20 protein-coding genes are annotated in these 22,420 nt (G+C 60.7%); 10 read left to right on the plus strand and 10 right to left on the minus strand.

Annotated features, from left to right (window positions below; translation table 11 throughout):
* Window positions 1–8 precede the first annotated feature (8 nt).
* The 5 genes from mdtD to yccS all read left to right on the plus strand — a co-directional run bounded on the left by mdtD (window position 9) and on the right by yccS (window position 6,750).
* On the plus strand, window positions 9–1,436 hold the full coding sequence (gene mdtD, locus J9870_RS27200; protein WP_210641661.1) for a multidrug transporter subunit MdtD: 1,428 nt from the start codon (window positions 9–11) through the stop codon (window positions 1,434–1,436).
* 206 nt (window positions 1,437–1,642) lie between these two features.
* Window positions 1,643–2,980 (plus strand): ATP-dependent RNA helicase DbpA, encoded by a 1,338-nt coding sequence (gene dbpA, locus J9870_RS27205; protein ID WP_238340361.1) that lies wholly within the window; start codon window positions 1,643–1,645, stop codon window positions 2,978–2,980.
* Between the two features lie 152 nt (window positions 2,981–3,132).
* A complete protein-coding gene (locus tag J9870_RS27210) occupies window positions 3,133–4,311 on the plus strand; it encodes an NAD(P)/FAD-dependent oxidoreductase (protein WP_210641663.1) in 1,179 nt (392 codons plus the stop codon).
* A gap of 128 nt (window positions 4,312–4,439) precedes the next feature.
* Window positions 4,440–4,586 carry a hypothetical protein gene (locus J9870_RS27215; RefSeq protein WP_210641665.1) on the plus strand — a complete coding sequence of 49 codons (147 nt, stop codon included), beginning with the start codon at window positions 4,440–4,442 and terminating at the stop codon, window positions 4,584–4,586.
* A complete protein-coding gene (yccS, locus tag J9870_RS27220) occupies window positions 4,567–6,750 on the plus strand; it encodes a YccS family putative transporter (protein WP_210641666.1) in 2,184 nt (727 codons plus the stop codon). Before J9870_RS27215 ends, yccS begins: the two co-directional genes overlap by 20 nt.
* 130 nt (window positions 6,751–6,880) lie before the next feature.
* Here yccS and J9870_RS27225 read toward each other — a convergent pair whose 3' ends face one another.
* Window positions 6,881–7,618 (minus strand): transporter substrate-binding domain-containing protein, encoded by a 738-nt coding sequence (locus tag J9870_RS27225; protein ID WP_210641669.1) that lies wholly within the window; start codon window positions 7,616–7,618, stop codon window positions 6,881–6,883.
* A gap of 260 nt (window positions 7,619–7,878) precedes the next feature.
* Between J9870_RS27225 and J9870_RS27230 the strand changes: the two genes are divergently transcribed.
* Entirely contained in the window at window positions 7,879–8,331 is a 453-nt protein-coding gene (locus tag J9870_RS27230) for a GNAT family N-acetyltransferase (RefSeq protein WP_210641670.1), read from the plus strand.
* 105 nt (window positions 8,332–8,436) lie between these two features.
* On the opposite strand, the gene J9870_RS27235 is transcribed toward J9870_RS27230, so the two are convergent.
* The 3 genes from J9870_RS27235 to J9870_RS27245 are packed head-to-tail and all read right to left on the minus strand — an operon-like array spanning window position 8,437 to window position 11,406.
* Window positions 8,437–8,733: a winged helix-turn-helix domain-containing protein gene (locus J9870_RS27235; protein WP_210641678.1), complete on the minus strand. Its 297-nt coding sequence runs from the start codon at window positions 8,731–8,733 to the stop codon at window positions 8,437–8,439.
* 4 nt (window positions 8,734–8,737) lie between these two features.
* Window positions 8,738–9,241, minus strand: a complete 504-nt coding sequence (locus J9870_RS27240; protein WP_210645444.1) for a M48 family metallopeptidase — start codon at window positions 9,239–9,241, stop codon at window positions 8,738–8,740.
* 41 nt (window positions 9,242–9,282) lie between these two features.
* Window positions 9,283–11,406 carry an EAL domain-containing protein gene (locus J9870_RS27245; RefSeq protein WP_210641680.1) on the minus strand — a complete coding sequence of 708 codons (2,124 nt, stop codon included), beginning with the start codon at window positions 11,404–11,406 and terminating at the stop codon, window positions 9,283–9,285.
* Window positions 11,407–11,724: 318 nt separating this feature from the next.
* Between J9870_RS27245 and J9870_RS27250 the strand changes: the two genes are divergently transcribed.
* From J9870_RS27250 to J9870_RS27265, 4 genes are all read left to right on the plus strand, one after another.
* Window positions 11,725–12,390, plus strand: a complete 666-nt coding sequence (locus tag J9870_RS27250) for a polysaccharide lyase family 7 protein (RefSeq protein WP_210641682.1) — start codon at window positions 11,725–11,727, stop codon at window positions 12,388–12,390.
* A 278-nt stretch (window positions 12,391–12,668) separates the two neighbouring features.
* Entirely contained in the window at window positions 12,669–13,337 is a 669-nt protein-coding gene (locus tag J9870_RS27255) for a polysaccharide lyase family 7 protein (RefSeq protein ID WP_210641684.1), read from the plus strand.
* A gap of 330 nt (window positions 13,338–13,667) precedes the next feature.
* The gene (locus J9870_RS27260) at window positions 13,668–14,336 is read left to right on the plus strand and encodes a polysaccharide lyase family 7 protein (protein ID WP_210641686.1); all 669 of its coding nucleotides are present in this window, start codon (window positions 13,668–13,670) and stop codon (window positions 14,334–14,336) included.
* 462 nt (window positions 14,337–14,798) lie between these two features.
* Complete coding sequence (locus tag J9870_RS27265) at window positions 14,799–15,083, plus strand: fructose-bisphosphate aldolase (RefSeq protein ID WP_210641687.1); 285 nt, start codon at window positions 14,799–14,801, stop codon at window positions 15,081–15,083.
* 959 nt (window positions 15,084–16,042) lie between these two features.
* Here the strand turns inward: J9870_RS27265 and fba are convergent.
* The 6 genes from fba to tkt all read right to left on the minus strand — a co-directional run bounded on the left by fba (window position 16,043) and on the right by tkt (window position 22,417).
* Window positions 16,043–17,107 (minus strand): class II fructose-bisphosphate aldolase, encoded by a 1,065-nt coding sequence (fba, locus tag J9870_RS27270; RefSeq protein ID WP_003177554.1) that lies wholly within the window; start codon window positions 17,105–17,107, stop codon window positions 16,043–16,045.
* Window positions 17,108–17,365: 258 nt separating this feature from the next.
* The gene (locus J9870_RS27275; protein ID WP_210641689.1) at window positions 17,366–17,698 is read right to left on the minus strand and encodes an MliC family protein; all 333 of its coding nucleotides are present in this window, start codon (window positions 17,696–17,698) and stop codon (window positions 17,366–17,368) included.
* A 56-nt stretch (window positions 17,699–17,754) separates the two neighbouring features.
* Window positions 17,755–17,979 carry a hypothetical protein gene (locus tag J9870_RS27280; RefSeq protein ID WP_210641690.1) on the minus strand — a complete coding sequence of 75 codons (225 nt, stop codon included), beginning with the start codon at window positions 17,977–17,979 and terminating at the stop codon, window positions 17,755–17,757.
* A 31-nt stretch (window positions 17,980–18,010) separates the two neighbouring features.
* Complete coding sequence (locus tag J9870_RS27285; protein WP_210641692.1) at window positions 18,011–19,174, minus strand: phosphoglycerate kinase; 1,164 nt, start codon at window positions 19,172–19,174, stop codon at window positions 18,011–18,013.
* 24 nt (window positions 19,175–19,198) lie between these two features.
* Window positions 19,199–20,269 (minus strand): erythrose-4-phosphate dehydrogenase, encoded by a 1,071-nt coding sequence (epd, locus tag J9870_RS27290; RefSeq protein WP_210641694.1) that lies wholly within the window; start codon window positions 20,267–20,269, stop codon window positions 19,199–19,201.
* Between the two features lie 150 nt (window positions 20,270–20,419).
* Entirely contained in the window at window positions 20,420–22,417 is a 1,998-nt protein-coding gene (gene tkt / locus J9870_RS27295) for a transketolase (RefSeq protein ID WP_210641696.1), read from the minus strand.
* Window positions 22,418–22,420 lie beyond the last annotated feature (3 nt).

Here is a 22,420-nt window from a genome sequence, read left to right on the forward strand (position 1 = left end):
GAGGCCCCATGCCCAACCGCGCACCGCTCGATGCTGTCACCGCCCGCTGGCTCCCGTGGGTCGTGGCGATTGCCTTCTTCATGCAGTCCCTGGACGGGACCATCCTCAACACCGCCCTGCCCGCCATGGCCAGCGACCTGGCGGAAAACCCGCTGCGCATGCAGGGCGTGATCATTGCCTACATGCTCACCGTGGCGCTGCTGATCCCGGCCTCGGGCTGGATCGCCGACCGCTTCGGCACCAAGAAGATTTTCTTCGGCGCGATCCTGTTGTTCAGCTTCGGCTCGCTGCTGTGCGCCTTGTCCCACTCGCTGGGCATGCTGATCGGCGCGCGGGTGATCCAAGGCCTGGGGGGCGCGCTGATGATCCCGGTCGGTCGGCTGGTGGTACTGCGGGCCTACCCCCGCTCGGAGCTGGTGCGGATCATGGGCTTCATCACCATTCCCGGCCTGCTCGGCCCGCTGATCGGCCCGACCATGGGCGGCTGGATGGTGGAGTACCTGACCTGGCACTGGATCTTCCTGATCAACCTGCCGGTGGGCGTGATTGGCTGCTATGCGGTATGGAAGTTCATCCCCGACCTGCGCGGCAGCGAGCGCACCCGGTTCGATGGCCTGGGCTTTTTGCTGTTCGGCGCGGCAATGGTGTTGATCACCATTGCCATGGAAGGCCTGGGGGAACTGCACCTGCCGCACTTGCGGGTGATGTTGCTGTTGTTCGGTGGCATGGCCTGCCTGGCGGCTTATTGGCTGCGGGCCGGGCATGTCGAGAACCCGCTGTTCGCACCGTCGCTGTTCAAGACCCGGACCTTTGCCGTGGGCATCCTCGGTAACCTGTTCGCCCGTCTGGGCAGCGGCGCCCTGCCATTTTTGGTGCCGTTGCTGTTGCAAGTGGCCCTGGGCTACTCGCCGTCCCAGGCCGGCATGAGCATGCTGCCGCTGGCGGCGGCGGCCATGTTCGCCAAGTCCGTGGCCCGACCGTTGATCGAACGCCTGGGCTATCGCATCGTCCTGACCGGCAACACCCTGGCCCTGGGCCTGATGCTGGCGAGCATGGGCCTGGTCAGCGAGCAAACGCCATATTGGTTGCTGCTGGTACAACTGGCCGTGCTGGGGGCGATCAACTCGCTGCAATTCACCGCGATGAACACCGTGACCCTGATCGACCTGGACGACGCCAGCGCCAGCAGCGGCAACAGCCTGCTGTCGGTGGTGGCACAACTGTCCCTGAGCCTCGGCGTGGCCTGCGCCGGTGCCCTGCTCGGCGGCTTCACAGCCCAGGTTGGCAACGATGGGGTCGAGACGGTGCTGGGAGCGTTCCAGTTGACGTTCGTCACGGTGGGGATCATGGCGATGCTGGCGGCGACGATTTTTTCCCAGTTGTCGAAGCAGGATGGACGGCGGGTCAAGCGGCCGGATGAGCATATCGAGCACTGACCAGGCTCCAGTAGATTTGAGGAGCTATTGTGGCGAGGGGATAAATCCCCTCGCCACAGATTGATCACCCCGAGAGCGCCACAGCTCGTCCAGAACTTTCGAAGAAAGTGGCACGAGGCTGCTACACTGCGCGACATTTTGTTTTGCAGGCCAGTCCCGTGACCACCATCGCCACCGCTTTTAATACTTTGCCGCTGTCCGCCGCCATGCTGGCTAACCTCGAATCACTCGGTTATGCCCAGATGACGCCGATCCAGGCGCAAAGCTTGCCGGTGATCCTCAAGGGCATGGACCTGATCGCCCAGGCCAAGACCGGCAGCGGCAAGACTGCGGCTTTCGGCATTGGCCTGCTGAACCCGATCAACCCGCGCTTCTTCGGCTGCCAGGCACTGGTGATGTGCCCGACCCGCGAACTGGCCGACCAGGTCGCCAAGGAAATCCGTCGCCTGGCCCGCGCCGAAGACAACATCAAGGTCCTGACCCTGTGCGGTGGTGTGTCCTTCGGCCCGCAGATCGCCTCCCTTGAACACGGCGCCCACATCATCGTCGGCACGCCAGGGCGCATCCAGCAACACCTGCGCAAAGGCTCGCTGGTGCTCGATGGCCTCAACACGCTGATCCTCGACGAAGCCGACCGCATGCTCGACATGGGCTTCTACGATGCCATCGAAGACATCATCCAGCAGACCCCGGAACGCCGCCAGACACTGCTGTTCTCCGCCACCTACCCGGTGGGCATCAAGCAGCTGTCGTCCAAGTTCATGCGCAACCCGCAGCAAGTCAAAGCCGAAGCGTTTCACTCCGACGCGCAGATCGAGCAGCGCTTCTACGAGATCTCTCCTGAAGAACGCATGGACGCGGTGGTCAAGGTGCTGGCGCACTTCCGCCCGGCCTCCTGCGTGGCGTTCTGCTTCACCAAGCAACAGGTCCAGGAAACCGTCGATCACCTGACATCCAAAGGCATCTCCGCCGTCGGCCTGCATGGCGACCTGGAACAGCGCGACCGTGACCAGGTGCTGGCGATGTTCGCCAACCGCAGCACCTCGGTGCTGGTGGCTACCGATGTAGCGGCACGCGGCCTGGACATCGATGCCCTGGACATGGTGATCAACGTCGAACTGGCCCGGGATTCGGAAATCCACATCCACCGCGTCGGCCGCACCGGCCGCGCCGGGGAAAAAGGCATCGCCATCAGCCTGGTGGCGCCGTCCGAAGCCCACCGCGCCCAGGCCATCGAGCAACTGCAGAAGTCGCCGTTGAGCTGGGACCAACTGGACAACCTCAAGTCCCAGGGCGGCGGCCCGCTGCTGCCGGCCATGAGCACGCTGTGCATCGGTGCCGGGCGCAAAGACAAAGTCCGCCCCGGCGACATCCTCGGCGCCCTGACCGGCGACGCTGGCATCCCCGGCGCCCAGGTTGGCAAGATCGCGATTTTCGATTTCCAGGCCTATGTGGCCGTGGAGCGCGGCATTGCCAAACAGGCACTGCAACGCCTGAACGATGGCAAGATCAAGGGCCGGTCGTTGCGGGTGCGGATTCTGTAATCCAATTGCCTGACAAACAGAGATCAAACTGTGGGAGCGAGCTTGCTCGCGATAGCGGAGGATCAGCGGCATTGATGTCGACTGACACACCGCAATCGCGAGCAAGCTCGCTCCCACATTCAGTTATGTGGAAAAGCTGAGAGGACACCGTTTTGCGCTCTACCGAAGTCGTGATCATTGGCGCTGGCGCCGCAGGGTTGATGTGCGCACTGACCGCTGCCGCGCGCGGACGGCAGGTGATGTTGCTGGACCACGCCAACAAAGCCGGCAAGAAAATCCTCATGTCGGGCGGTGGACGCTGCAATTTCACCAACATGTACACCGAGCCGGGCAATTTTCTCTCGCAGAACCCGCATTTCTGCAAATCGGCCCTGGCCCGCTACACCCAATGGGATTTCATCGCCCTGGTGGCCAAGCACGGCGTGCCCTATCACGAGAAAAAACTCGGCCAGTTGTTCTGCGATAACAAGTCCAGCGACATCCTCGGCCTGCTACTGGAGGAGTGTGACCAGGCTGGCGTCAAGCTGCACCTGGATACCTCGATCACACAGATCGAAAAAACCGACAGCGGCTACCTGCTGCAAACCACCCTTGGGGCCGTCAGTTGCCAATCCTTGGTGATCGCCACCGGCGGACTGTCGATCCCCACCCTGGGCGCTACCGGCTTCGGCTATCAGGTGGCGAAACAGTTTGGCCATCAACTGCTGCCAACCCGCGCCGGGCTGGTGCCGTTCACCATCACCGATCAACTCAAGACGCTGTGCACCGAACTCTCGGGCACTTCGGTCGATTGCCTGGTGAGCTGCAACGAGCAGAGTTTTCGCGAGAACATCCTGTTCACCCACCGCGGCCTCAGCGGCCCGGCGATCTTGCAGATTTCGTCGTTCTGGGAACCGGGGGACACGGTGCAGATCAACCTGCTGCCCGACCACGACGTGCCGCAATGGCTGCAACAGCAACAGGCCGAACGCCCCAACAGCGAGCTGAAAACCCTGCTGGGCGAGCTGTTCACCAAGAAAATGGCCAACCTGCTGGCCGATACCTGGTTCGTCTCCAAACCCATGAAGCAATACACCCACGCGGAACTGGCGGACATTGCCGAGAAACTGGCGAGCTGGAATGTCGTCCCGGCCGGCACCGAAGGCTACCGCACCGCCGAAGTCACCCTGGGCGGCGTCGACACTCGGGAGGTCTCGTCCAAGACCATGGAATCGCTGAAAAGCCCCGGGCTGTATTTCATTGGCGAAGTGCTGGACGTCACTGGGCACCTGGGCGGGTTCAACTTCCAGTGGGCCTGGGCGTCGGGTTATGCGGCGGCGCAATACGTCTGACACAACAAAAATAAAAGGCAGGCAATGACCTTGTGGGAGCAAGCTTGCTCGCGATAGCGGTGGTTCAGTCAACATCAATGCGACCGACCTGACGCCATCGCGAGCAAGCTCGCTCCCACAGAGGGTCCATGGCGTTTTCTGAATCGCATTCACACGCGAAGGAACACTTTTTGCTGTCCGATGTGATCGCCGCCATTGCGTCGGCGTCATTACTGCCTCAATTTAGCGTCATTGCCCGTCAGGCCCGTGCACTTCATGTCATCGAACTCGTTTAGCCAGTCTTTGCGTCGCCTTTGGGCGTTGGATAAGTTCAGTTATAGCGTGCGGGTGTTCATCGCCCTGACCGGCAGCATGGGTCTGTGCTGGTATCTCGATGAGATGGCACTGCTGATTCCCCTGTTCCTGGGCATCATCGCCAGCGCCCTGGCCGAGACCGATGACACCTGGCAAGGCCGCCTCAATGCGCTGGCCGTGACCCTGGTGTGTTTCACCGTCGCGGCCCTGTCGGTGGAACTGCTGTTCCCCTATCCCGTGCTGTTCATCATCGCCCTGGCCCTGGCGAGCTTCGGCCTGACCATGCTCGGCGCCCTGGGTGAGCGCTATGGCGCAATTGCCTCGGCCACCTTGATTCTTTCGGTCTATACCATGATCGGCGTGGACCAGCGCGGTGGCGCGGTCACCGATTTCTGGCACGAACCCCTGCTGCTGGTGGCTGGCGCTGCGTGGTACGGCTTGCTCTCAGTGCTGTGGCAAGCGCTGTTTTCCAATCAACCGGTGCAGCAAAGCCTGGCGCGGCTGTTTCGTGAGCTGGGCCGCTACCTGAAACTCAAATCTTCACTCCTGGAGCCGATCCGCCAACTGGACGTCGAAGCCCGACGCCTGGAACTGGCCCAACAGAATGGCCGAGTGGTCGCGGCGCTGAACGCGGCGAAGGAGATCATCCTGCACCGCGTGGGCAATGGCCGGCCAGGCTCCAAAGTCAGCCGTTACCTGAAGCTGTATTTCCTCGCCCAAGACATCCATGAGCGCGCCAGTTCCTCCCATTACCCCTACAACGCACTGGCCGAGGCCTTCTTCCACAGCGACGTGATGTTCCGCTGCCAACGCCTGCTGCGCCAGCAGGGCAAGGCCTGCCAGGCGCTGGCCGAATCGATCCAACTGCGCCAGCCGTTCGTCTACGACGCCAGCTTCGCCGAGGCCCTCAACGACCTGCATGCCTCCCTCGAACACCTGCGCATCCAGAGCAATCCGGCCTGGCGCGGCTTGTTGCGATCGTTACGCGCCCTTTCGGCCAACCTTGCCACCATGGATCGCCTGCTCAGCGATGCCAGCAACCCCGACGCCCTGGCCGACGCCACCGACAGCAGCCTGCTGGACCGCTCGCCGCGCAACCTCAAGGACGTCTGGCTACGCTTGCGCACGCAGCTCACGCCAACCTCGCTGCTGTTCCGTCATGCCCTGCGCCTGCCCTTGGCGCTGAGCGTGGGCTACGCCATGGTGCATCTGATCCACCCGTCCCAGGGTTATTGGATCATCCTCACCACGCTGTTCGTCTGCCAACCCAACTACGGCGCCACCCGGCGCAAGCTCGGCCAGCGAATCATCGGCACCGCCATTGGCCTGACAGTGGCCTGGGCGCTGTTCGATCTGTTTCCCAACCCGCTGGTGCAATCGAGCTTCGCCATTGCCGCCGGGGTGGTGTTCTTTACCAACCGCACGACCCGCTACACCCTGGCAACTGCTGGGATCACCATCATGGTGCTGTTCTGCTTCAACCAGGTGGGCGACGGCTACGGGCTGCTGCTGCCGCGGCTATTCGATACCTTGCTCGGCAGCCTGATCGCCGGGCTGGCGGTGTTCCTGTTCCTGCCCGACTGGCAGGGCCGACGACTGAACAAGGTGCTGGCCAACACGCTGACCTGCAACAGCATTTACCTGCGTCAGATCATGCAGCAGTACGCCGCCGGTAAAAGCGACGACCTGGCCTATCGCCTGGCCCGACGCAACGCCCACAACGCCGACGCCGCGCTGTCCACCACGCTGGCCAACATGCTGATGGAGCCGGGGCATTTCCGTAAGGAAGCCGACGTGGGGTTCCGCTTCCTGGTGTTGTCCCACACGCTGCTCAGTTACCTGTCAGGCCTGGGCGCCCACCGCGGCACCGAGCTGCCGGCGCAGGTGCGCGAACAATTGATCGATGGCGCGGGAGCGAAACTGGCGACGAGCATCGACGAAATCGCCCAGGGCCTGGCGAGCAAAACGCCGATTGTGGTGCAAAGCGACGAGGAGGAAGCCCTGGCCAATGAGCTCGAGCAGATGCCCGATGAAATTGACGAGGGGCAGCGGTTGGTGCAGACGCAATTGGGATTGATCTGTCGGCAACTGGGGCCGTTGCGGACCTTGGCGGCGCACTTGGTCAAGGACACCAGCGAGACTTGAGGGCTATGGTGTTCATACTGGCCTCATCGCGAGCAGGCTCGCTCCCACAATGCGGTGCGCATGGACTTTGTGTAACAGCAGACCCACTGTGGGTGCGAGCTTGCTCGCGATGGGGCCGGTCCAGGCAACCTTACATCCCATGCGCCTTCAACAACCGCGCATAACTGCCGTCCGCTTTCATCGCCGCAATCTCCCGATCGAAGCCCGCCACGATCTCCTCATGCTGCGGATTCTTCAGGCTGACCAGGATGTGCAGGCTGTTTTCGCTCAACGGCTTGGGCAGGAACTCCACGGCGTTGCGCACCTTGGCCGACTCGCGGGCCAGGTAATAACGGGCGACGTATTCATCTTCCAGGGTCAGCTTCACACGGTCGGCTGCCAGCATGCGCACGGCCATCGCGAAGTTATGCACAGGGACCTTCTGCATTTGCTGGTCTTCATCGAATTCCTTGGCGTAGGCGTAACCGCGCACCACGGCGATGGGATAGGCATACAACTGTTGCAGGTTGTCGAACTCGATCGGCGCGTCCTTGCGCTTGAGGAAGCGCACGCGGTTGAGCAGGTACTCGGCTGAGAACTGGCCGACATGGGTGCGTTCTTCGCTGTACCAGGCGTTGACCAGCACATCATAGCGGCCCTCGCCGATGCCCAGCATCGCCCGGGCCCAAGGCACCTGTTCGAAGTCCGTGGCATAGCCGGCCCGCGCCAGGGCCGTGCTGACGATATCGGTCGCCAGGCCACCATTGACCAGCGTGGAGTCGGTAAAGGGAGGCCAGCCATCGGCGACCAGACGCAACTTCTGCGCACAGGCGTTGTGGCTCAGCAACAGCAATCCGACTAAAGCAAGAGCTCGATGCAAACGCGGCATGCCAAACATCCTTGACGGGTTCAAAGCCCGGTTTGTTTTTAGCCGATACTCAAGGGATATCCTCGGACATCCGGTCCTAACATTAGCTCATTGAAACCGCAGCACAGCTCTGGCTCGAAGATTACACAAAGAAGACAACGCTGCGACAAGGGAATGATGGCATTTTGGTATTTATCACAGTTTTTTTACCGGACCGAGCAAGAGACTTCCGAAGACAGCGCGCTTAATATCGGCATCAGGTTCTTAAGGAAATTCAAAAAATGGACATCGACTGGGTCTGCAAACACCACAGTGACCTGAGCAAGGAGCAGCTGTACGCCATCCTCAAATTGCGCGCTGAAGTGTTCGTCGTCGAGCAGAACTGCGCCTACCCGGACGTCGACGGCCTGGACCTGGAGGGCGACACCTGCCATTTGATGGCTTGGCAGGGCAACCAACTGGTGGCCTACCTGCGCTTGCTCGACCCGCACTCGCAAAACAGCGACGTGGTGATCGGGCGCGTGGTCATCGCGCCACACGCACGGGGCAAGGGGCTGGGCCACGCCTTGATGGAACATGGCCTCAAGCACGCCGAGAAATACTGGCCCGGGACGTCGATCTCACTGTCGGCCCAGGCACATCTGCAGGGGTATTACGGGCGGTATGGGTTTGAGGCGGTGGGCGTGGAATATCTGGAGGATGGGATTCCACACATTGGCATGCATCGGCCCTGATGACGCCATCGCGAGCAGGCTCGCTCCCACAGTGGATCTTCAGTGAACGATCAAATGTGGGAGCGAGCTTGCTCGCGATGAGGCCAGTCCAGACAAAGCCGAATTTCAGGGGTATTCAAGCACCGCCTTGATCCGCTGCAGATTCCCCTCGATCCACCCCCGATCGATCGCCCCCCAATCGCGAATCCGATAACACCCGGCATGATTTCGGGCGCCCTGCTCCTGCTCGAACTCACAAATGATATCCAGGTCCGCCAGCGCCGCGACGGTGTCCTGGGCGGTGCGCCGTGGCATGCCGGTGACTTCGGTGAGGGCGGGGACGTTGCTGGCCACGCCGCTGTCGATCAAGTACGCCACATACAAGCGACGGTAGAAGCTGGTCTTGGTCTTGCTGACGTCCATCCGGTCATTCCTTGTGTTGTTGCAGATCACGCCAGGTCAGGTACACCCGCAAGTCGAACTCCAACTGGTGATACCCCGGCAGCATGTGCTCGCAGAGTTGATAGAACGCCTTGTTGTGGTCCGACTCCTTGAAGTGGGCCAACTCATGCACCACGATCATTTTCAGAAACTCTGGCGCCGCTTCCTTGAACAGCGAAGCGATGCGGATTTCCTTCTTGGCCTTGAGCTTGCCGCCCTGCACCCGTGAGACCGCCGTATGCAAGCCGAGGGCGCGGTGGGTCAGGTCCAGGCGGTTGTCGAACAGCACCTTATCGATGGCCGGCGCGTTGCGCAGGTATTGTTGCTTGAGATCCAGCGCATAACCGTACAGGGCCTTGTCGCTCTGGACCGCATGCCGGTCGGGGTAACGCTGGCGCAGGTAATCGCCCAGCCGATCCTGAGCAATCATTTGCTGCACTTGTGCTTGCAGGGCGGCGGGATAGGCCTGGAGGTATTTGAGCGTGGTCATCGGTGGCAACACAGTCACAAAAGGCCGCCAGTGTAGCGAATTCAGGCCTGCACCGCGCTCCAGTCAAATGGCTTGGCAAAGGCATCGGTGTCTTCGGCCATCAACGGTCGCGCCACGAGGAACCCTTGCACATATTCGCAGCCATGGGCCTTGAGCCAGAGATATTGCTCCGGCGTCTCGACGCCCTCGGCGATTACCCGCAAGCCCAGTTGCATGCACAAATCGATCACCGAAGCAGCCAGCGCCGCATCCCGGGGCGAGTCCGGCAGGCGGGCGATCAAGTGCCGGTCGAGCTTGAGGGTATCGAGCTCAAGGTCGCGCAGATGCGCCAGCGAGCATGGCCCCGAACCGAAGTCATCCAGCGCCACCCGTACCCCGAGGTGACGCAGCAGCCGCAGTTGTTTGTGGGTTTCGTCAGGGTTGCGCATCAGCGCATCCTCGGTCACCTCCACCTCCAGTTGCCGGGGTTTCAAGGCATGGCGGTCCAGGACCTGGCGCAATTCGGTCACCAGGTTAGGCATGCCGAACTGGGTGCTGCTCAGGCTCACCCCCAACACCAGGTCGTCGGCGAACATGCGCTCCCAGACTTTGCGCTGGGCCGCGCTGCGATGATAGATCCAACTGCCCAGCCGACTGATCAACCGCGCCTCCTCCAGTAGCGGCAGGAACAACCCCGGCGGAACATCGCCGACGCTGGGGTGCTGCCAGCGCAACAACGCCTCGAACCCACGGATCCGTCCATCGGTGATGGACACCTGGGGCTGGTAGACCATATTGAAGTCACGGTTTTCGATGGCCGAACGCACGCTTTCCTCGAGCATCAGCCGTGAACGGGCTCGACCGTTCATTTCGTGATCATAAAAACGATATTGCTGGCGGCCGGCACGCTTGGCTTCGTACATGGCAATGTCAGAGGCGCGCAGCAAACCGTCGAGATTGGACCCGCAATCCGGATACGTCGCAATGCCGATACTGGCGCCCAACGCCACGTCCATGCCTTCGATCTGCTGACAGATCGACACCCGTTCGATGAGTTTTTCCGCAATCTTGGCCGCGTGCTCCGGCAGCTCCAGGTCCAGCAGGGCCGTGAATTCGTCACCGCCCAGCCGCGCCAGGATGTCGAACGGGCGCAGGCACGCCTTCAATTGTTCCGACACCCAGCGCAACACCCGGTCACCGGCGTCATGGCCCAGGGAATCATTGACCCGCTTGAAACCGTCGAGATCCAGGTACAGCAACACCCAGTTGCTTTCCAGGCGCTCGCTGCGCATCAACAGGTTTTCCGCCGTCTGATAGAACCCCCTGCGGTTGAGCAAACCGGTCAGCGGGTCAGTGACGGCCTGGAATTCAAGCTGCTGGTGCAAGTGGCGAACCACCGACATGTCCTGCAGTGTCACCACCATCGCCTTCTGCTCCTCAGGCAGTGGCGCACAGGACAAGGCCACCGACACCTGCTGCCCAGGCGCGGTGCGCAGGACAGCATCGTGCGCGCGCCAGGTTTCACCACGGCTGTAGGCAATATGGATATCGGAGTCGACCCACTCGGGGATGTGCGGCTTTTGCAGGAAGTCCAGCAATGGCATGCCCTGCAATTGCTCGGCGGTGGCATTGAGCAGACGGCACGTAGACGGGTTGGCGAAGCGGATACAACCGCTCTCATCCACCACCAGAATCCCTTCGGCGGCGTTGTCCAGCACCGAGGCGTTGAACGCCCTGGCCGCTTCCAGATCCTGGCTCAGGCGCTGCAAGGCCCGGCGATTGCGCTGGTGTTCCAGCAACGCATGGACCTTGGGCTTGAGAATCTGCGGATCGAACGGTTTGAACAGGTAATCCACGGCACCACTGGCGTAACCCTTGATCACCGCATCCTGGGATTGTTCGTTGGCGGTCAGGAAAATGATCGGCGTGAGCCGCGTGCGCTGGCTGCCGCGCATCAGGCGTGCCACTTCGAAACCGTCCATGTCGGGCATCTGCACATCCAGAAGAACCAGGTCGATCTCGTGTTCAAGCAGCAGATTAAGGGCCTCGACACCCGAGGCTGCGGTCATGACTCTCCAATCCTGACGCTGCAACAACGCTCGCATGCTGAGCAGGTTTTCGGGGTAATCATCAACAATCAATAGGACAGAGCTGTCTTCGCCAAGCGTTGGTTGCGCGCATTCCATGCTGCTTCTCTTATCGGGCGCCACGTCCGTTTTACGTAGTAAAGCGGACAAATACTGTGTTCTCACTCTAGACCGTGATTTTGAAAAGCAGTAGGTGTCATCACGCCATCATCCAGGCAAAGCCCGAAATAGCCGACTAACGGTCACCCACCTCGGGCACAAAAACTGCAATGACATCTTCGACGGACAATTGACGTCAATCATCCGCTGGACGGTTATCAAAAAATTTCCCTTCTGCGTGATTAATACGCCCACAGGCGCGAGCTAGAGCCTCTCTGGGCGTTCAGCATTTTCACTCCCGTTACGTAGGATCCGATCATGATTGATCTCGCCACCTGGAACCTGAGCATCCCCGAAGGCAGCCCACCGACGACCATCGAAACCTCTCAACTGGTGCAAGGGTTCCAGGACCAGTACTTCCATGCCGACTCCGGCACGGTGTTTTTCTGGGCACCGGTGACCGGCGCCACGACCGCTAATGCTATTTATCCGCGCAGTGAACTTCGTGAGACCTACAGCAACGGCACCTTGCGCAATTGGCTGTACACGGCAGCGGACAACAAGCTGGCTGCCACCTTGGCCGTCAGCCAGGTGCCCAGTACCGGCAAGGTCGTCATTGGTCAGATCCATGCCAAGGACAGCACCAGCCCCCTGGTGAAACTGGAGTACCAATACAAAACCTACAGTTCCACCGGCAACATCGTCGCCAAGGTGCGCATGCGCCCGGACGACGAAACAGGCCAGGTCATCACCATCGCCACGGGCATAAAGCTCAATCAGTCCTTCTCTTACCTGATCCATCTAAGCCCCGCCGGCGTCCTGACCATCAATGGCGCGGGTTACCAGTGGAGCTCCCCCATCAGCTCCACTTGGAGCGACAAGCCGCTGTACTTCAAGGCGGGCGTGTACGTGCAGGACAACACCGGTTATCCCACCGAAGGCGGGACCGTGACCTTCAGCCTGCTGGATATCGATCACATCTAGACGTTTTGCGGGGCGCCATGGCAGCAACGCAATGCTGCCCGCCCAGCGACCCTATCAATTCGAAATCGTTCAGGGCGAGTTCGAAACGACCGACTAACGGTAATCCATCCGGCCCAGATGCTGCAGAAGACATGTTCGACGGACAATTGACGTCAAACATCCGCCGGATGGTTATTCAAAAAATTCCTTCCTGCGTGATCAACACACCCCAAATGCTTGGAGTAGAGCCTCCCGCTTTGGTCCTTAGTACTTTTACGCCCGTTACGCAGGATCCGACCATGATCGATCTCAACACTTGGAACTTGAGCATCCCCGAAGGCAGCCCCGCCACCACCATCGAAACGCCTCGCCTGGCCCAGGGGTTCAAGGATGAATATTTTCACTCCGACACCGGCACGCTGTTCTTCTGGGCGCCGGTGACCGGCACCAAGACTGCAAACGCGATTTATCCACGCAGCGAACTGCGGGAAACCTACAGCGACGGCACCCTGCGTAATTGGCTGTACCCGGCGGCAGACAACATCTTGCGTGCCGCCGTAACCGTCAACCAGGTGCCCAGCAGCGGCAAGATAGTGATTGGTCAGATCCACACCAAAGACAGCACCAGTCCCATGGTGAAACTGGAGTACCAGTACAAAACCTATAGTTCCACCGGCAACATCGTCGCCAAGGTGCGCATGCGCCCCGACGACGAAACCGGCCAAGTCATCACCATCGCCACCGGCGTGAAGCTCGACCGCAGCTTTACCTACATGATCCACCTCAGCCCGAAGGGCGCATTGGGCATCAGCGCGGCAGGTTACAACTGGAGAACTACCGTCGATCCGGCCTGGAAGGTTAAACCGCTGTATTTCAAGGCAGGGGTGTATGTCCAGGACAACACCGGCTACACCACCGAAGGCGGAAAAGTGACGTTCAGCCTGCTGGAAATCAATCACAACATCTGAGCGCTTTTTCCTCGCACCATGGCAGCACGGACGCTGCTTGCGGCGCGCCCTCAACGCTTGAGCCTTCGCATCTCACGCTCAATCGAGCCCAGGGCATGCGGCAGTGCCATATCGCCATCGTTCAAAAAAATTCCGCTTTAACCGACTAGCGGTCACCTGTCTCGGGCACCAAAGCGGCAAACGCCACTCTGACGGTCTGCTGACGTCAACCCTCCGCCGGATCCGCGTGAAAAACGTTCGATCCCGCTTCCTCCTGGCGCCAGCGAAAGCGCGTCCTAGAGCCTTCGGCTGTGGCGTAAATCATTTCTTATGTACAGAAAGGATCCGAACATGGTCGATCTTGCAACCTGGAACTTGAGCATCCCCGAGGGCAGCCCGCCGAAAACCATTGAAACGCCTCGGCTGGTGGATGGGTTCAAGGATAAGTACTTCAACTCCGAAGGCAGCACGGTGTATTTCTGGTCACCGGTGACCGGCACCAAGACTGAAAACGCGGTCTATCCGCGCAGCGAATTACGAGAAACCTATAAAGACGGCACTTTGCGCAACTGGCTGTACCCCGATGCCGACAATAAATTGAGCGCGACCCTGGTCGTCAACCAGGTGCCCAGCACCGGCAAGATCGTGATCGGTCAGATTCATGCCAAGGACAGCAGCAAACCCCTGGTGAAGCTGGAATACCAGTACAAGGACGACAGCAAGACCGGCAACATCGTCGCTAAAGTGCGCATGCGCCCCGATGACGACGAGGGTCGAGTCATCACCGTGGCCACTGGGGTGAAACTTGCCCAGTCCTTCAGTTACCGGCTCCACCTCGATCGTACCGGCGACCTGGGCATTACCGCGGCGGGTCGCAGCTGGTACACCACCATCAGCTCTACGTGGCGGGTCAAGCCGTTGTACTTCAAGGCTGGCGTGTACGTGCAAGACAACAGCGGCTATACCAGCGAAGGCGGGAAAGTGACGTTCAGCAAGCTGGATATCGATCACAACACTTAAAAAGTGCTTCCGAAAATCTCGTAGGAAACATCCCCTTGTGGCGAGGGGATTTATCCTCGCTGGGCTGCGCTGCAGCCCTCTCCTTTCGTCAGACCTTCCGCATGCGCCGGTTTGCGGCGGCTGCGCGCCCGAGCGGGAGCAAGCCCCCCTGGCCACAGGGGCGCGGTGCGTCCTACAGGTCGATTTTGGCTTCGAAAATCTCCTCTATAGTTCGGTGGGTCTGCTGGCCTTGGTCAGTGGGCAAGGGTTTCGCAGCCCGCTGACAGAACAGAGACTTTGCACCGTCAAATGAAAATTCAGGCAAACTCGCCTGCGTTCATTTTATGGCGGTTGCGCGCGGGAGATCTTCGGGTCTGCCGGGTTTGGTCTCTATCTCGGTCTGCGAACCCGCGCGCAACTGCCACCCATTTGTTTCGCAGCAAGAAGGTGGCAATTTATGTTTCTTAAATAGAGCCAAACCTTATGACGACGACTCAAGCAATCAGCCGCTTCACCCCTCTCACCCCAATCGCCACCACCCAACCTGTTCTGTTCATCGACAAAACCGTCCCGCTGACAGAGCTTCACGCCTGTGCCAGCGAGCGTCTGCATGCCACCCTCGATTACCTGACGCTCATGGCCTGCGCCAGCCTGCGAGACTCGGCCGCCAGCGACTTCAATACCCTTACCAATGTGGCTCGGATCCTGGTCCAGGATGTCACCGATGTGTTCGGCGTCATTGAACAGCGCGGCCTCGAAGACCAATAAAGATCCCTGTGGGAGCGAGCTTGCTCGCGATAGCGCTGGATCAGCGGCAGAGATGTTGGCTGACACGGCGCTATCAAGATCTGTGTGTATATCCGTTGCTGCGGTAACGGCCACTTAGGGTTCCGCTCTTACAGCGGCTCACTTTTGAGAAGCGCAAAAGTAAGCAAAACGCTTTTGCCCCACCACTCGGTGCCTCGCTTAGGCTCGGCATGCCCTCACTCCGGCATTGCTCCGTGGGCCCGCCGCGAAGGACCATCCATGGTCCAGCGCGGCTATCCCGGCATCCATGCCGGGATGCCCACTCCACAATGCCTGCGTTCGGCCATCGTGGTTAACGGGGCGCCAAAATCTACGTCCACCGCGAGGCGGCCTAGTAGCCGACCTGGCTCTCCTGGTCGTACACCCGTCAAATCTGTGGGAGCAAAGCTTGCTCGCGAGGCGGCCTTATAGCCGACCTGTTTCTCCCGGTAGTACTCCGATCCAATTGTGGGAGCGAGCTTGCTCGCGATGACGACAGCACATTCAACATCTTCATCGACTATGGCACTGCCTTCGCGAGCAAGCCAGCTCCCACAGGAGAAACGCGATCAATCAAAAACCAGGTCGGCTATAAGGCCGCCTCGCGGTGGACGTTGATCTCGGGCGCCCCGTTAACCACGCTGGCTGAACGAAGGTATTGCGCAGTGGGCAACCCGGCATGGATGCCGGGTTAGCCGCGCTGGGCCATGGATGGCCCTTCGCGGCGGCCCACGGAGCAATGCCTTCGTTCAGGCATGCCGAGCCTAAGCGAGGCACCGAGTGGTGGGGCAGGAGCGCTTTGGTTACTTTCGCGCTTTTCGAAAGTGACCCGCTGTAAGAGCGGAACCCTAAGTGGCCGTTACCGCAGCAACGGATATACACACAAATCCCACACATAAAAAAACCCGCATCACTGCGGGTTTTCTTACAACGCTGAAGCCTTAGTTAACCTTAGCGTTCAACTCACCTTTCAGATAACGCTGATACATCGCTTCCAACGAGATCGGCTTGATCTTGGAGGCGTTGCCGGCAGTACCGAACGCTTCGTAACGTGCGATGCACACGTCGCGCATGGCCGTCACGGTCGCGCCGAAGAACTTACGCGGATCAAACTCGCTAGGGTTGGTCGCCATCAAACGACGCATGGCACCAGTCGAGGCCAGGCGCAAATCGGTATCGATGTTGACCTTACGCACGCCGTACTTGATGCCTTCGACGATTTCTTCAACCGGCACGCCGTAGGTTTCCTTGATGTCGCCGCCGTACTGGTTGATGATCGCCAGCCACTCCTGCGGAACCGAGGAAGAACCGTGCATCACCAGGTGAGTGTTGGGGATGCGCTTGTGGATTTCCTTGATGCGGTCGATGGCCAGCACGTCGCCGGTAGGTGGCTTGGTGAACTTGTAGGCGCCGTGGCTGGTGCCGATGGCGATGGCCAAGGCGTCGACCTGGGTTTTCTTGACGAAGTCGGCCGCTTCTTCCGGGTCGGTCAGCATCTGGCTGTGATCCAGCACGCCTTCGGCGCCGATGCCGTCTTCTTCACCGGCCATGCCGGTTTCCAGCGAGCCCAGGCAACCCAGTTCGCCTTCCACCGACACGCCGCAGGCGTGGGCCATGGCGACGGTCTGCTGGGTGACGCGCACGTTGTATTCGTAGTCGGTCGGAGTCTTGCCGTCTTCGCCAAGGGAGCCGTCCATCATCACCGAGCTGAAGCCCAGTTGGATGGAACGCTGGCAGACGTCAGGGCTGGTGCCGTGGTCCTGGTGCATGCACACCGGGATGTGCGGGAATTCTTCGATCGCCGCCAGGATCAGGTGACGCAGGAACGGCGCACCGGCGTATTTACGGGCGCCGGCCGACGCCTGGACGATCACCGGAGAGTCAGTCTTGTCAGCGGCTTCCATGATGGCGCGCATCTGCTCAAGGTTGTTGACGTTAAAGGCTGGAACGCCGTAGCCGAACTCGGCTGCGTGGTCCAGCATCTGACGCATGCTGATAAGTGCCATTAGTGTGTCTCTCCCGGTCGAGGGTCGTTAATCGTGCCAGCCTGCCGGAGCGGCGGCGGCTATTCAAGTCATTGCAAGTCGGGGGTGACCCCGGCCTGCGTGTTCGGTGTCGCTAAATCCAGATACTGACGCGATCCTTGTGGGAGCGAGCTTGCTCGCGATGAGGGCGGCACATTCAACATCACTGTTGCCTGATACGCCGCTATCGCGAGCAAGCTCGCTCCCACATCTGGATCTCTGTGGATCAGTTCAATCGTATTACTGCGCCTTACAGCCACGCCCAATCAAGTCATTGGTGGCGACCCAATACACCAGGCCTTCCTCACCCTTGACGTGGAACGCCAACATGTCATCGCTGTACAGCGAACCCGACGCGCCTGGCTCTTGCTTCAGGTGATAAACCTGATCGGCACCACCGAGGCGTACGTCGACTTCCTTGCGGGCGGCATCGGCGTAGCGCCAGAGCACTTTGGCCTCGCTGTCACAGGTCCAGGTCGTCCAACTGTCCACAGGCGCGGATGACTGCAAAAAACCCAACTGCGTGCAACCGGCCAACATTGCCAACGCCACGACGGCGATCAAGCCTTTCATCCGTGTTCCTCGACTGACGACGCGCGCCGCCAGCCATGAGTAAAGAGTCTGACCCGTCAAGGACACCCATGTTCCTTGGCCGGGGTTTGCGTCTCGTATTTATCCAGGCCTTCCGGCCCGGAACGCTTGTTCAACACCGGGTTGGTCTCGGCCTGCCAGTCAGCCTGGTAGCAACCCCCTTCAGGCACCGGCGCCCCGGTTTCCGGGGCCGTTGCCTTCGGGCTGCTCGAACAGGCCACCAACATCGTCGCGGCCAACAGCAACGTGAACGTCTTGACCATCAGAACACTCCTTTGCCCGGTCAACGCAGCCTCAGGCCTTGGCCCGGCTTTCCAGGACTTCCACGGCCGGCAGCACTTTGCCTTCGACGAACTCGAGGAACGCGCCGCCACCGGTAGAAATGTAGGAGATCTGCTCAGCCACGCCATACTTATCGATGGCCGCCAGGGTGTCGCCGCCGCCAGCGATGGAGAATGCGTCGCTCTCGGCGATGGCCTGGGCCAGTACCTTGGTGCCGTTGCCGAACTGGTCGAACTCGAATACACCAACCGGACCGTTCCACAGGATAGTCTTGGAAGATTTCAACAAGTCGGCGAAGTTGGCCGCGGTTTGCGGGCCGATGTCGAGGATCATGTCGTCCTCGGCCACGTCATTGATCAGCTTGACGGTGGCGGTGGCGCTTTCAGCGAACTCCTTGGCCACGACCACGTCCACCGGCAACGGCACGCTGACCTTGGCAGCGATTTCCCGGGCGGTGTCCAGCAGGTCCGGCTCGTACAGGGATTTGCCGACCGGGTGACCGGCCGCGGCGAGGAAGGTGTTGGCGATGCCGCCGCCGACGATCAACTGGTTGCAGACCTGGCTCAGGCTGTTGAGCACGTCGAGCTTGGTGGAGACCTTGGAGCCGGCAACGATGGCGGCCATCGGTTGGGCCGGGGAGCCCAGGGCCTTGCCCAGCGCATCCAGTTCAGCCGCCAGCAGCGGGCCGGCAGCGGCGACTTTGGCGAACTTCGCCACGCCATGGGTCGAACCCTCGGCGCGGTGGGCGGTGCCGAACGCGTCCATCACGAACACGTCGCACAGGGCCGCGTATTGCTGGGCCAGTTCGTCAGCGTTCTTTTTCTCGCCCTTGTTGAAGCGCACGTTTTCGAACAACACGACATCGCCGGCCTTCACGTCCACGCCACCCAGGTAGTCAGCGACCAATGGCACGTCACGACCCAAGGCTTTGCTCAAGTAGTCGGCGACAGGCTTGAGGCTGTTTTCGGCCGAGAACTCGCCTTCGGTCGGACGGCCCAGGTGCGAGCAGACCATCACGGCCGCGCCTTTTTCCAGGGCCAGCTTGATGGTCGGCAGCGAAGCCAGGATGCGCGCGTCGCTGGTGACAACACCGTCCTTGACGGGAACGTTGAGGTCTTCGCGGATCAGTACGCGCTTACCTTGCAGATCGAGGTCGGACATCTTCAACACGGTCATGGGTCGCAATTCCTGGATAACTGTTTAGAGAGCAGGTTTGTTAGAAGCAGAAAGCGAAGTCGCTGTTTGCAGATAATGTTCAGCAACGTCCAGCATTCGGTTGGCAAAACCCCATTCGTTGTCGAACCAGGCCAGGATGTTCACAAGCCGCGGCCCGGAAACCCGAGTCTGGCTGGCATCGACAATGGCCGAATGCGGGTCATGGTTAAAATCACAACTGGCGTGAGGCAACTCGGTGTAGGCCAGTAGGCCTTTGAGCGGGCCGCTGGTGGCGGCTTCGCGCAGGATCCGGTTGACCTCGGTGGCGTCGGTATCGCTCACGGTCTGCATCGTAATGTCGAGGCAGGACACGTTGACCGTCGGCACCCGCACGGCTTTGGCCTGAATTCGCCCGGCAAGTTCCGGCAGCAGCCGTTCGATGCCACGCGCCAGACCAGTGGACACCGGAATCACCGATTGGAACGCCGAACGCGTGCGGCGCAGGTCCTCATGGTGATAGGCGTCGATTACCGGCTGATCGTTCATCGCCGAGTGGATGGTGGTGATCGACACGTATTCCAGGCCAATGGCCTGGTCCAGCAGGCGCAACAGCGGCACGCCGCAATTGGTGGTGCAAGACGCGTTGGACACCAGCAGCTCGTCGCCAGTCAGGCAATCCTGGTTCACGCCGTAGACGATGGTCGCGTCCACATCCGCTTCACTGGCCATCGGTTGGGAGAACAGCACCCGTGGCGCACCGGCGGCGAGAAAGCGCTGGCCGTCCTCACGAGTGTGGTAGGCACCGGAGCATTCGAGCACCAGATCGACGTCCAGGGACGCCCAATCGATGCCTTCAGGGGTGGCACTGCGCAGGACTTTCACGCAGTCACCATTAATATGCAGACAATCGCCCTCGACCCGCACTTCGCCGGGAAACCGGCCGTGGGTGGAATCAAAGCGTGTCAGGTATTCGATACTGGCCATGTCGGCCAGATCGTTGATCGCCACGATCTCGAACCCGGCCTTGGCCCCTCGCTCGAACAACGCACGCAAGACGCAACGACCAATCCGGCCGTAGCCGTTGAGTGCAACTTTGTAGGGACGCGGTTGGGGCATGGGGGATCTCTGACCAGGGTGAATCCATCAGGGCAGCGTTGCCTGAGCCACCGCTATCGCGAGCAAGCTCGCTCCCACAGGATCGGTGGAGAACCTTGTGGGAGCGAGCCTGCTCGCGATGGCGTCAGCCCGGACGAGGCAACTTTCGGATCAGTCTTCCAGCAGCTCTTCAGCCTGACCCAGGATGTTCTCCAGGGTAAAACCGAACTCCTCGAACAGCGCTGGCGCAGGCGCCGATTCGCCGTAGGTGGTCATGCCGATCACGCGGCCTTCCAGGCCCACGTACTTGTACCAGTAATCGGCATGAGCGGCCTCGATGGCGATCCGGGCGCTGACCTGCAGCGGCAATACCGCCTGCTTGTAGCCAGCGTCCTGGGCGTCGAACACGCTGGTGCACGGCATGGACACAACACGTACGTTGCGGCCCTGTTCGGTCAGCTTGTCGTAGGCCTGGACGGCCAGGCCGACTTCGGAGCCGGTGGCGATCAGGATCAGTTCAGGCTCACCGATGCAGTCCTTGAGCACATAGCCGCCACGGGTGATGTCGCCAATCTGGTCGGCATCGCGGTTCTGGTGCTGCAAGTTCTGGCGGGAGAAGATCAACGCCGATGGGCCGTCGTTACGCTCGATGGCGTATTTCCAGGCCACTGCCGATTCCACGGCATCGCACGGACGCCAGGTGTCCAGGTTCGGCGTGCAACGCAGGCTTGCCAGTTGCTCGATCGGCTGGTGAGTCGGGCCATCTTCGCCCAGGCCGATGGAGTCGTGGGTGAACACATAGAGCACGCGTTTTTTCATCAGCGCCGACATGCGCACGGCGTTGCGGGCATATTCCATGAACATCAGGAAGGTCGCGCCGTAAGGCACCAGGCCGCCGTGCAGCGCCACGCCGTTCATGATCGCGCTCATGCCGAACTCGCGAACGCCGTAGTACATGTAGTTGCCGCTGGCGTCTTCGGCGCTGACGCCTTTGCAGCCTTTCCACAGGGTCAGGTTGGAACCGGCCAGGTCGGCCGAACCGCCCAGCAACTCCGGCAGCAATGGGCCAAAGGCGTTCAGGGTGTTCTGGCTAGCCTTGCGGCTGGCGATGGTTTCGCCCTTGGCGGCGACTTCAGCGATGTAGGCCGAGGCTTTTTCGGCGAAGTCGGCCGGCAGCTCGCCGCTGAGGCGACGGACCAGTTCGTTTGCCAACTCAGGGAATTCGGCGGAGTAAGCCGCGAAACGCTGATCCCACTCGGCTTCGAGCGCACGGCCTTTTTCCTTGGCATCCCACTCGGCATAGATGTCGGCCGGGATTTCGAACGGGCCATGGTTCCACTTCAACGCGGCGCGGGTCAGGGCGATTTCCTCGGCACCCAGTGGCGCACCGTGGCAGTCTTCCTTGCCTTGCTTGTTCGGCGAACCGAAACCGATGGTGGTCTTGCAGCAGATCAGGGTCGGCTGGGCGCTCTTGCGAGCCGTCTCGATGGCGGTCTTGATCTCTTCCGGATCGTGGCCGTCGACGTTGCGGATCACCAGCCAGTTGTAGGCTTCGAAACGCTTGGGGGTGTCGTCGGTGAACCAGCCTTCGACTTCGCCGTCGATGGAAATACCGTTGTCGTCGTAGAACGCGATCAGCTTGTCCAGGCCCAAGGTGCCGGCCAGGGAGGCGACTTCGTGGGAAATGCCTTCCATCATGCAGCCATCACCCAGGAACACGTAGGTGTGGTGATCGACGACGTTATGCCCTGGGCGGTTGAACTGCGCGGCCAGGACTTTTTCCGCCAGGGCAAAGCCCACGGCGTTGGCCAGGCCTTGGCCCAATGGGCCGGTGGTGGTTTCCACACCTGGGGTGTAGCCGTACTCCGGGTGGCCCGGGGTGCGGCTGTGCAACTGACGGAAATTCTTCAGGTCATCGATCGACAGGTCGTAGCCGGTCAGGTGCAGCAGCGAGTAGATCAACATCGAGCCGTGGCCGTTGGACAGTACGAAACGGTCACGGTCGGCGAAGGCTGGGTTGCTCGGGCTGTGCTTGAGGTAATCGCGCCAAAGCACCTCGGCGATATCCGCCATACCCATAGGGGCACCGGGATGGCCGCTGTTGGCTTTCTGCACGGCATCCATGCTGAGGGCACGAATGGCATTGGCACGCTCACGACGGCTGGGCATCGC

Origin of the sequence: Pseudomonas sp. Tri1, assembly GCF_017968885.1 — a bacterium.
Taxonomy (GTDB): domain Bacteria; phylum Pseudomonadota; class Gammaproteobacteria; order Pseudomonadales; family Pseudomonadaceae; genus Aquipseudomonas.

Coding starts and splice junctions, on each gene's coding strand:
- mdtD (WP_210641661.1), top strand. CDS start 9: ATGCCCAACCGCGCACCGCTCGATGCTGTCACCGCCCGCTGGCTCCCG.
- tkt (WP_210641696.1), bottom strand. CDS start 22,417: ATGCCCAGCCGTCGTGAGCGTGCCAATGCCATTCGTGCCCTCAGCATG.
- J9870_RS27250 (WP_210641682.1), top strand. CDS start 11,725: ATGATTGATCTCGCCACCTGGAACCTGAGCATCCCCGAAGGCAGCCCA.
- J9870_RS27280 (WP_210641690.1), bottom strand. CDS start 17,979: ATGGTCAAGACGTTCACGTTGCTGTTGGCCGCGACGATGTTGGTGGCC.
- J9870_RS27225 (WP_210641669.1), bottom strand. CDS start 7,618: ATGCCGCGTTTGCATCGAGCTCTTGCTTTAGTCGGATTGCTGTTGCTG.
- J9870_RS27255 (WP_210641684.1), top strand. CDS start 12,669: ATGATCGATCTCAACACTTGGAACTTGAGCATCCCCGAAGGCAGCCCC.
- J9870_RS27265 (WP_210641687.1), top strand. CDS start 14,799: ATGACGACGACTCAAGCAATCAGCCGCTTCACCCCTCTCACCCCAATC.
- J9870_RS27240 (WP_210645444.1), bottom strand. CDS start 9,241: ATGACCACGCTCAAATACCTCCAGGCCTATCCCGCCGCCCTGCAAGCA.
- J9870_RS27260 (WP_210641686.1), top strand. CDS start 13,668: ATGGTCGATCTTGCAACCTGGAACTTGAGCATCCCCGAGGGCAGCCCG.
- fba (WP_003177554.1), bottom strand. CDS start 17,107: ATGGCACTTATCAGCATGCGTCAGATGCTGGACCACGCAGCCGAGTTC.
- J9870_RS27230 (WP_210641670.1), top strand. CDS start 7,879: ATGGACATCGACTGGGTCTGCAAACACCACAGTGACCTGAGCAAGGAG.
- dbpA (WP_238340361.1), top strand. CDS start 1,643: ATGCTGGCTAACCTCGAATCACTCGGTTATGCCCAGATGACGCCGATC.
- yccS (WP_210641666.1), top strand. CDS start 4,567: ATGTCATCGAACTCGTTTAGCCAGTCTTTGCGTCGCCTTTGGGCGTTG.
- J9870_RS27275 (WP_210641689.1), bottom strand. CDS start 17,698: ATGAAAGGCTTGATCGCCGTCGTGGCGTTGGCAATGTTGGCCGGTTGC.
- J9870_RS27235 (WP_210641678.1), bottom strand. CDS start 8,733: ATGGACGTCAGCAAGACCAAGACCAGCTTCTACCGTCGCTTGTATGTG.
- J9870_RS27285 (WP_210641692.1), bottom strand. CDS start 19,174: ATGACCGTGTTGAAGATGTCCGACCTCGATCTGCAAGGTAAGCGCGTA.
- J9870_RS27215 (WP_210641665.1), top strand. CDS start 4,440: ATGGCGTTTTCTGAATCGCATTCACACGCGAAGGAACACTTTTTGCTG.
- J9870_RS27245 (WP_210641680.1), bottom strand. CDS start 11,406: ATGGAATGCGCGCAACCAACGCTTGGCGAAGACAGCTCTGTCCTATTG.
- epd (WP_210641694.1), bottom strand. CDS start 20,269: ATGCCCCAACCGCGTCCCTACAAAGTTGCACTCAACGGCTACGGCCGG.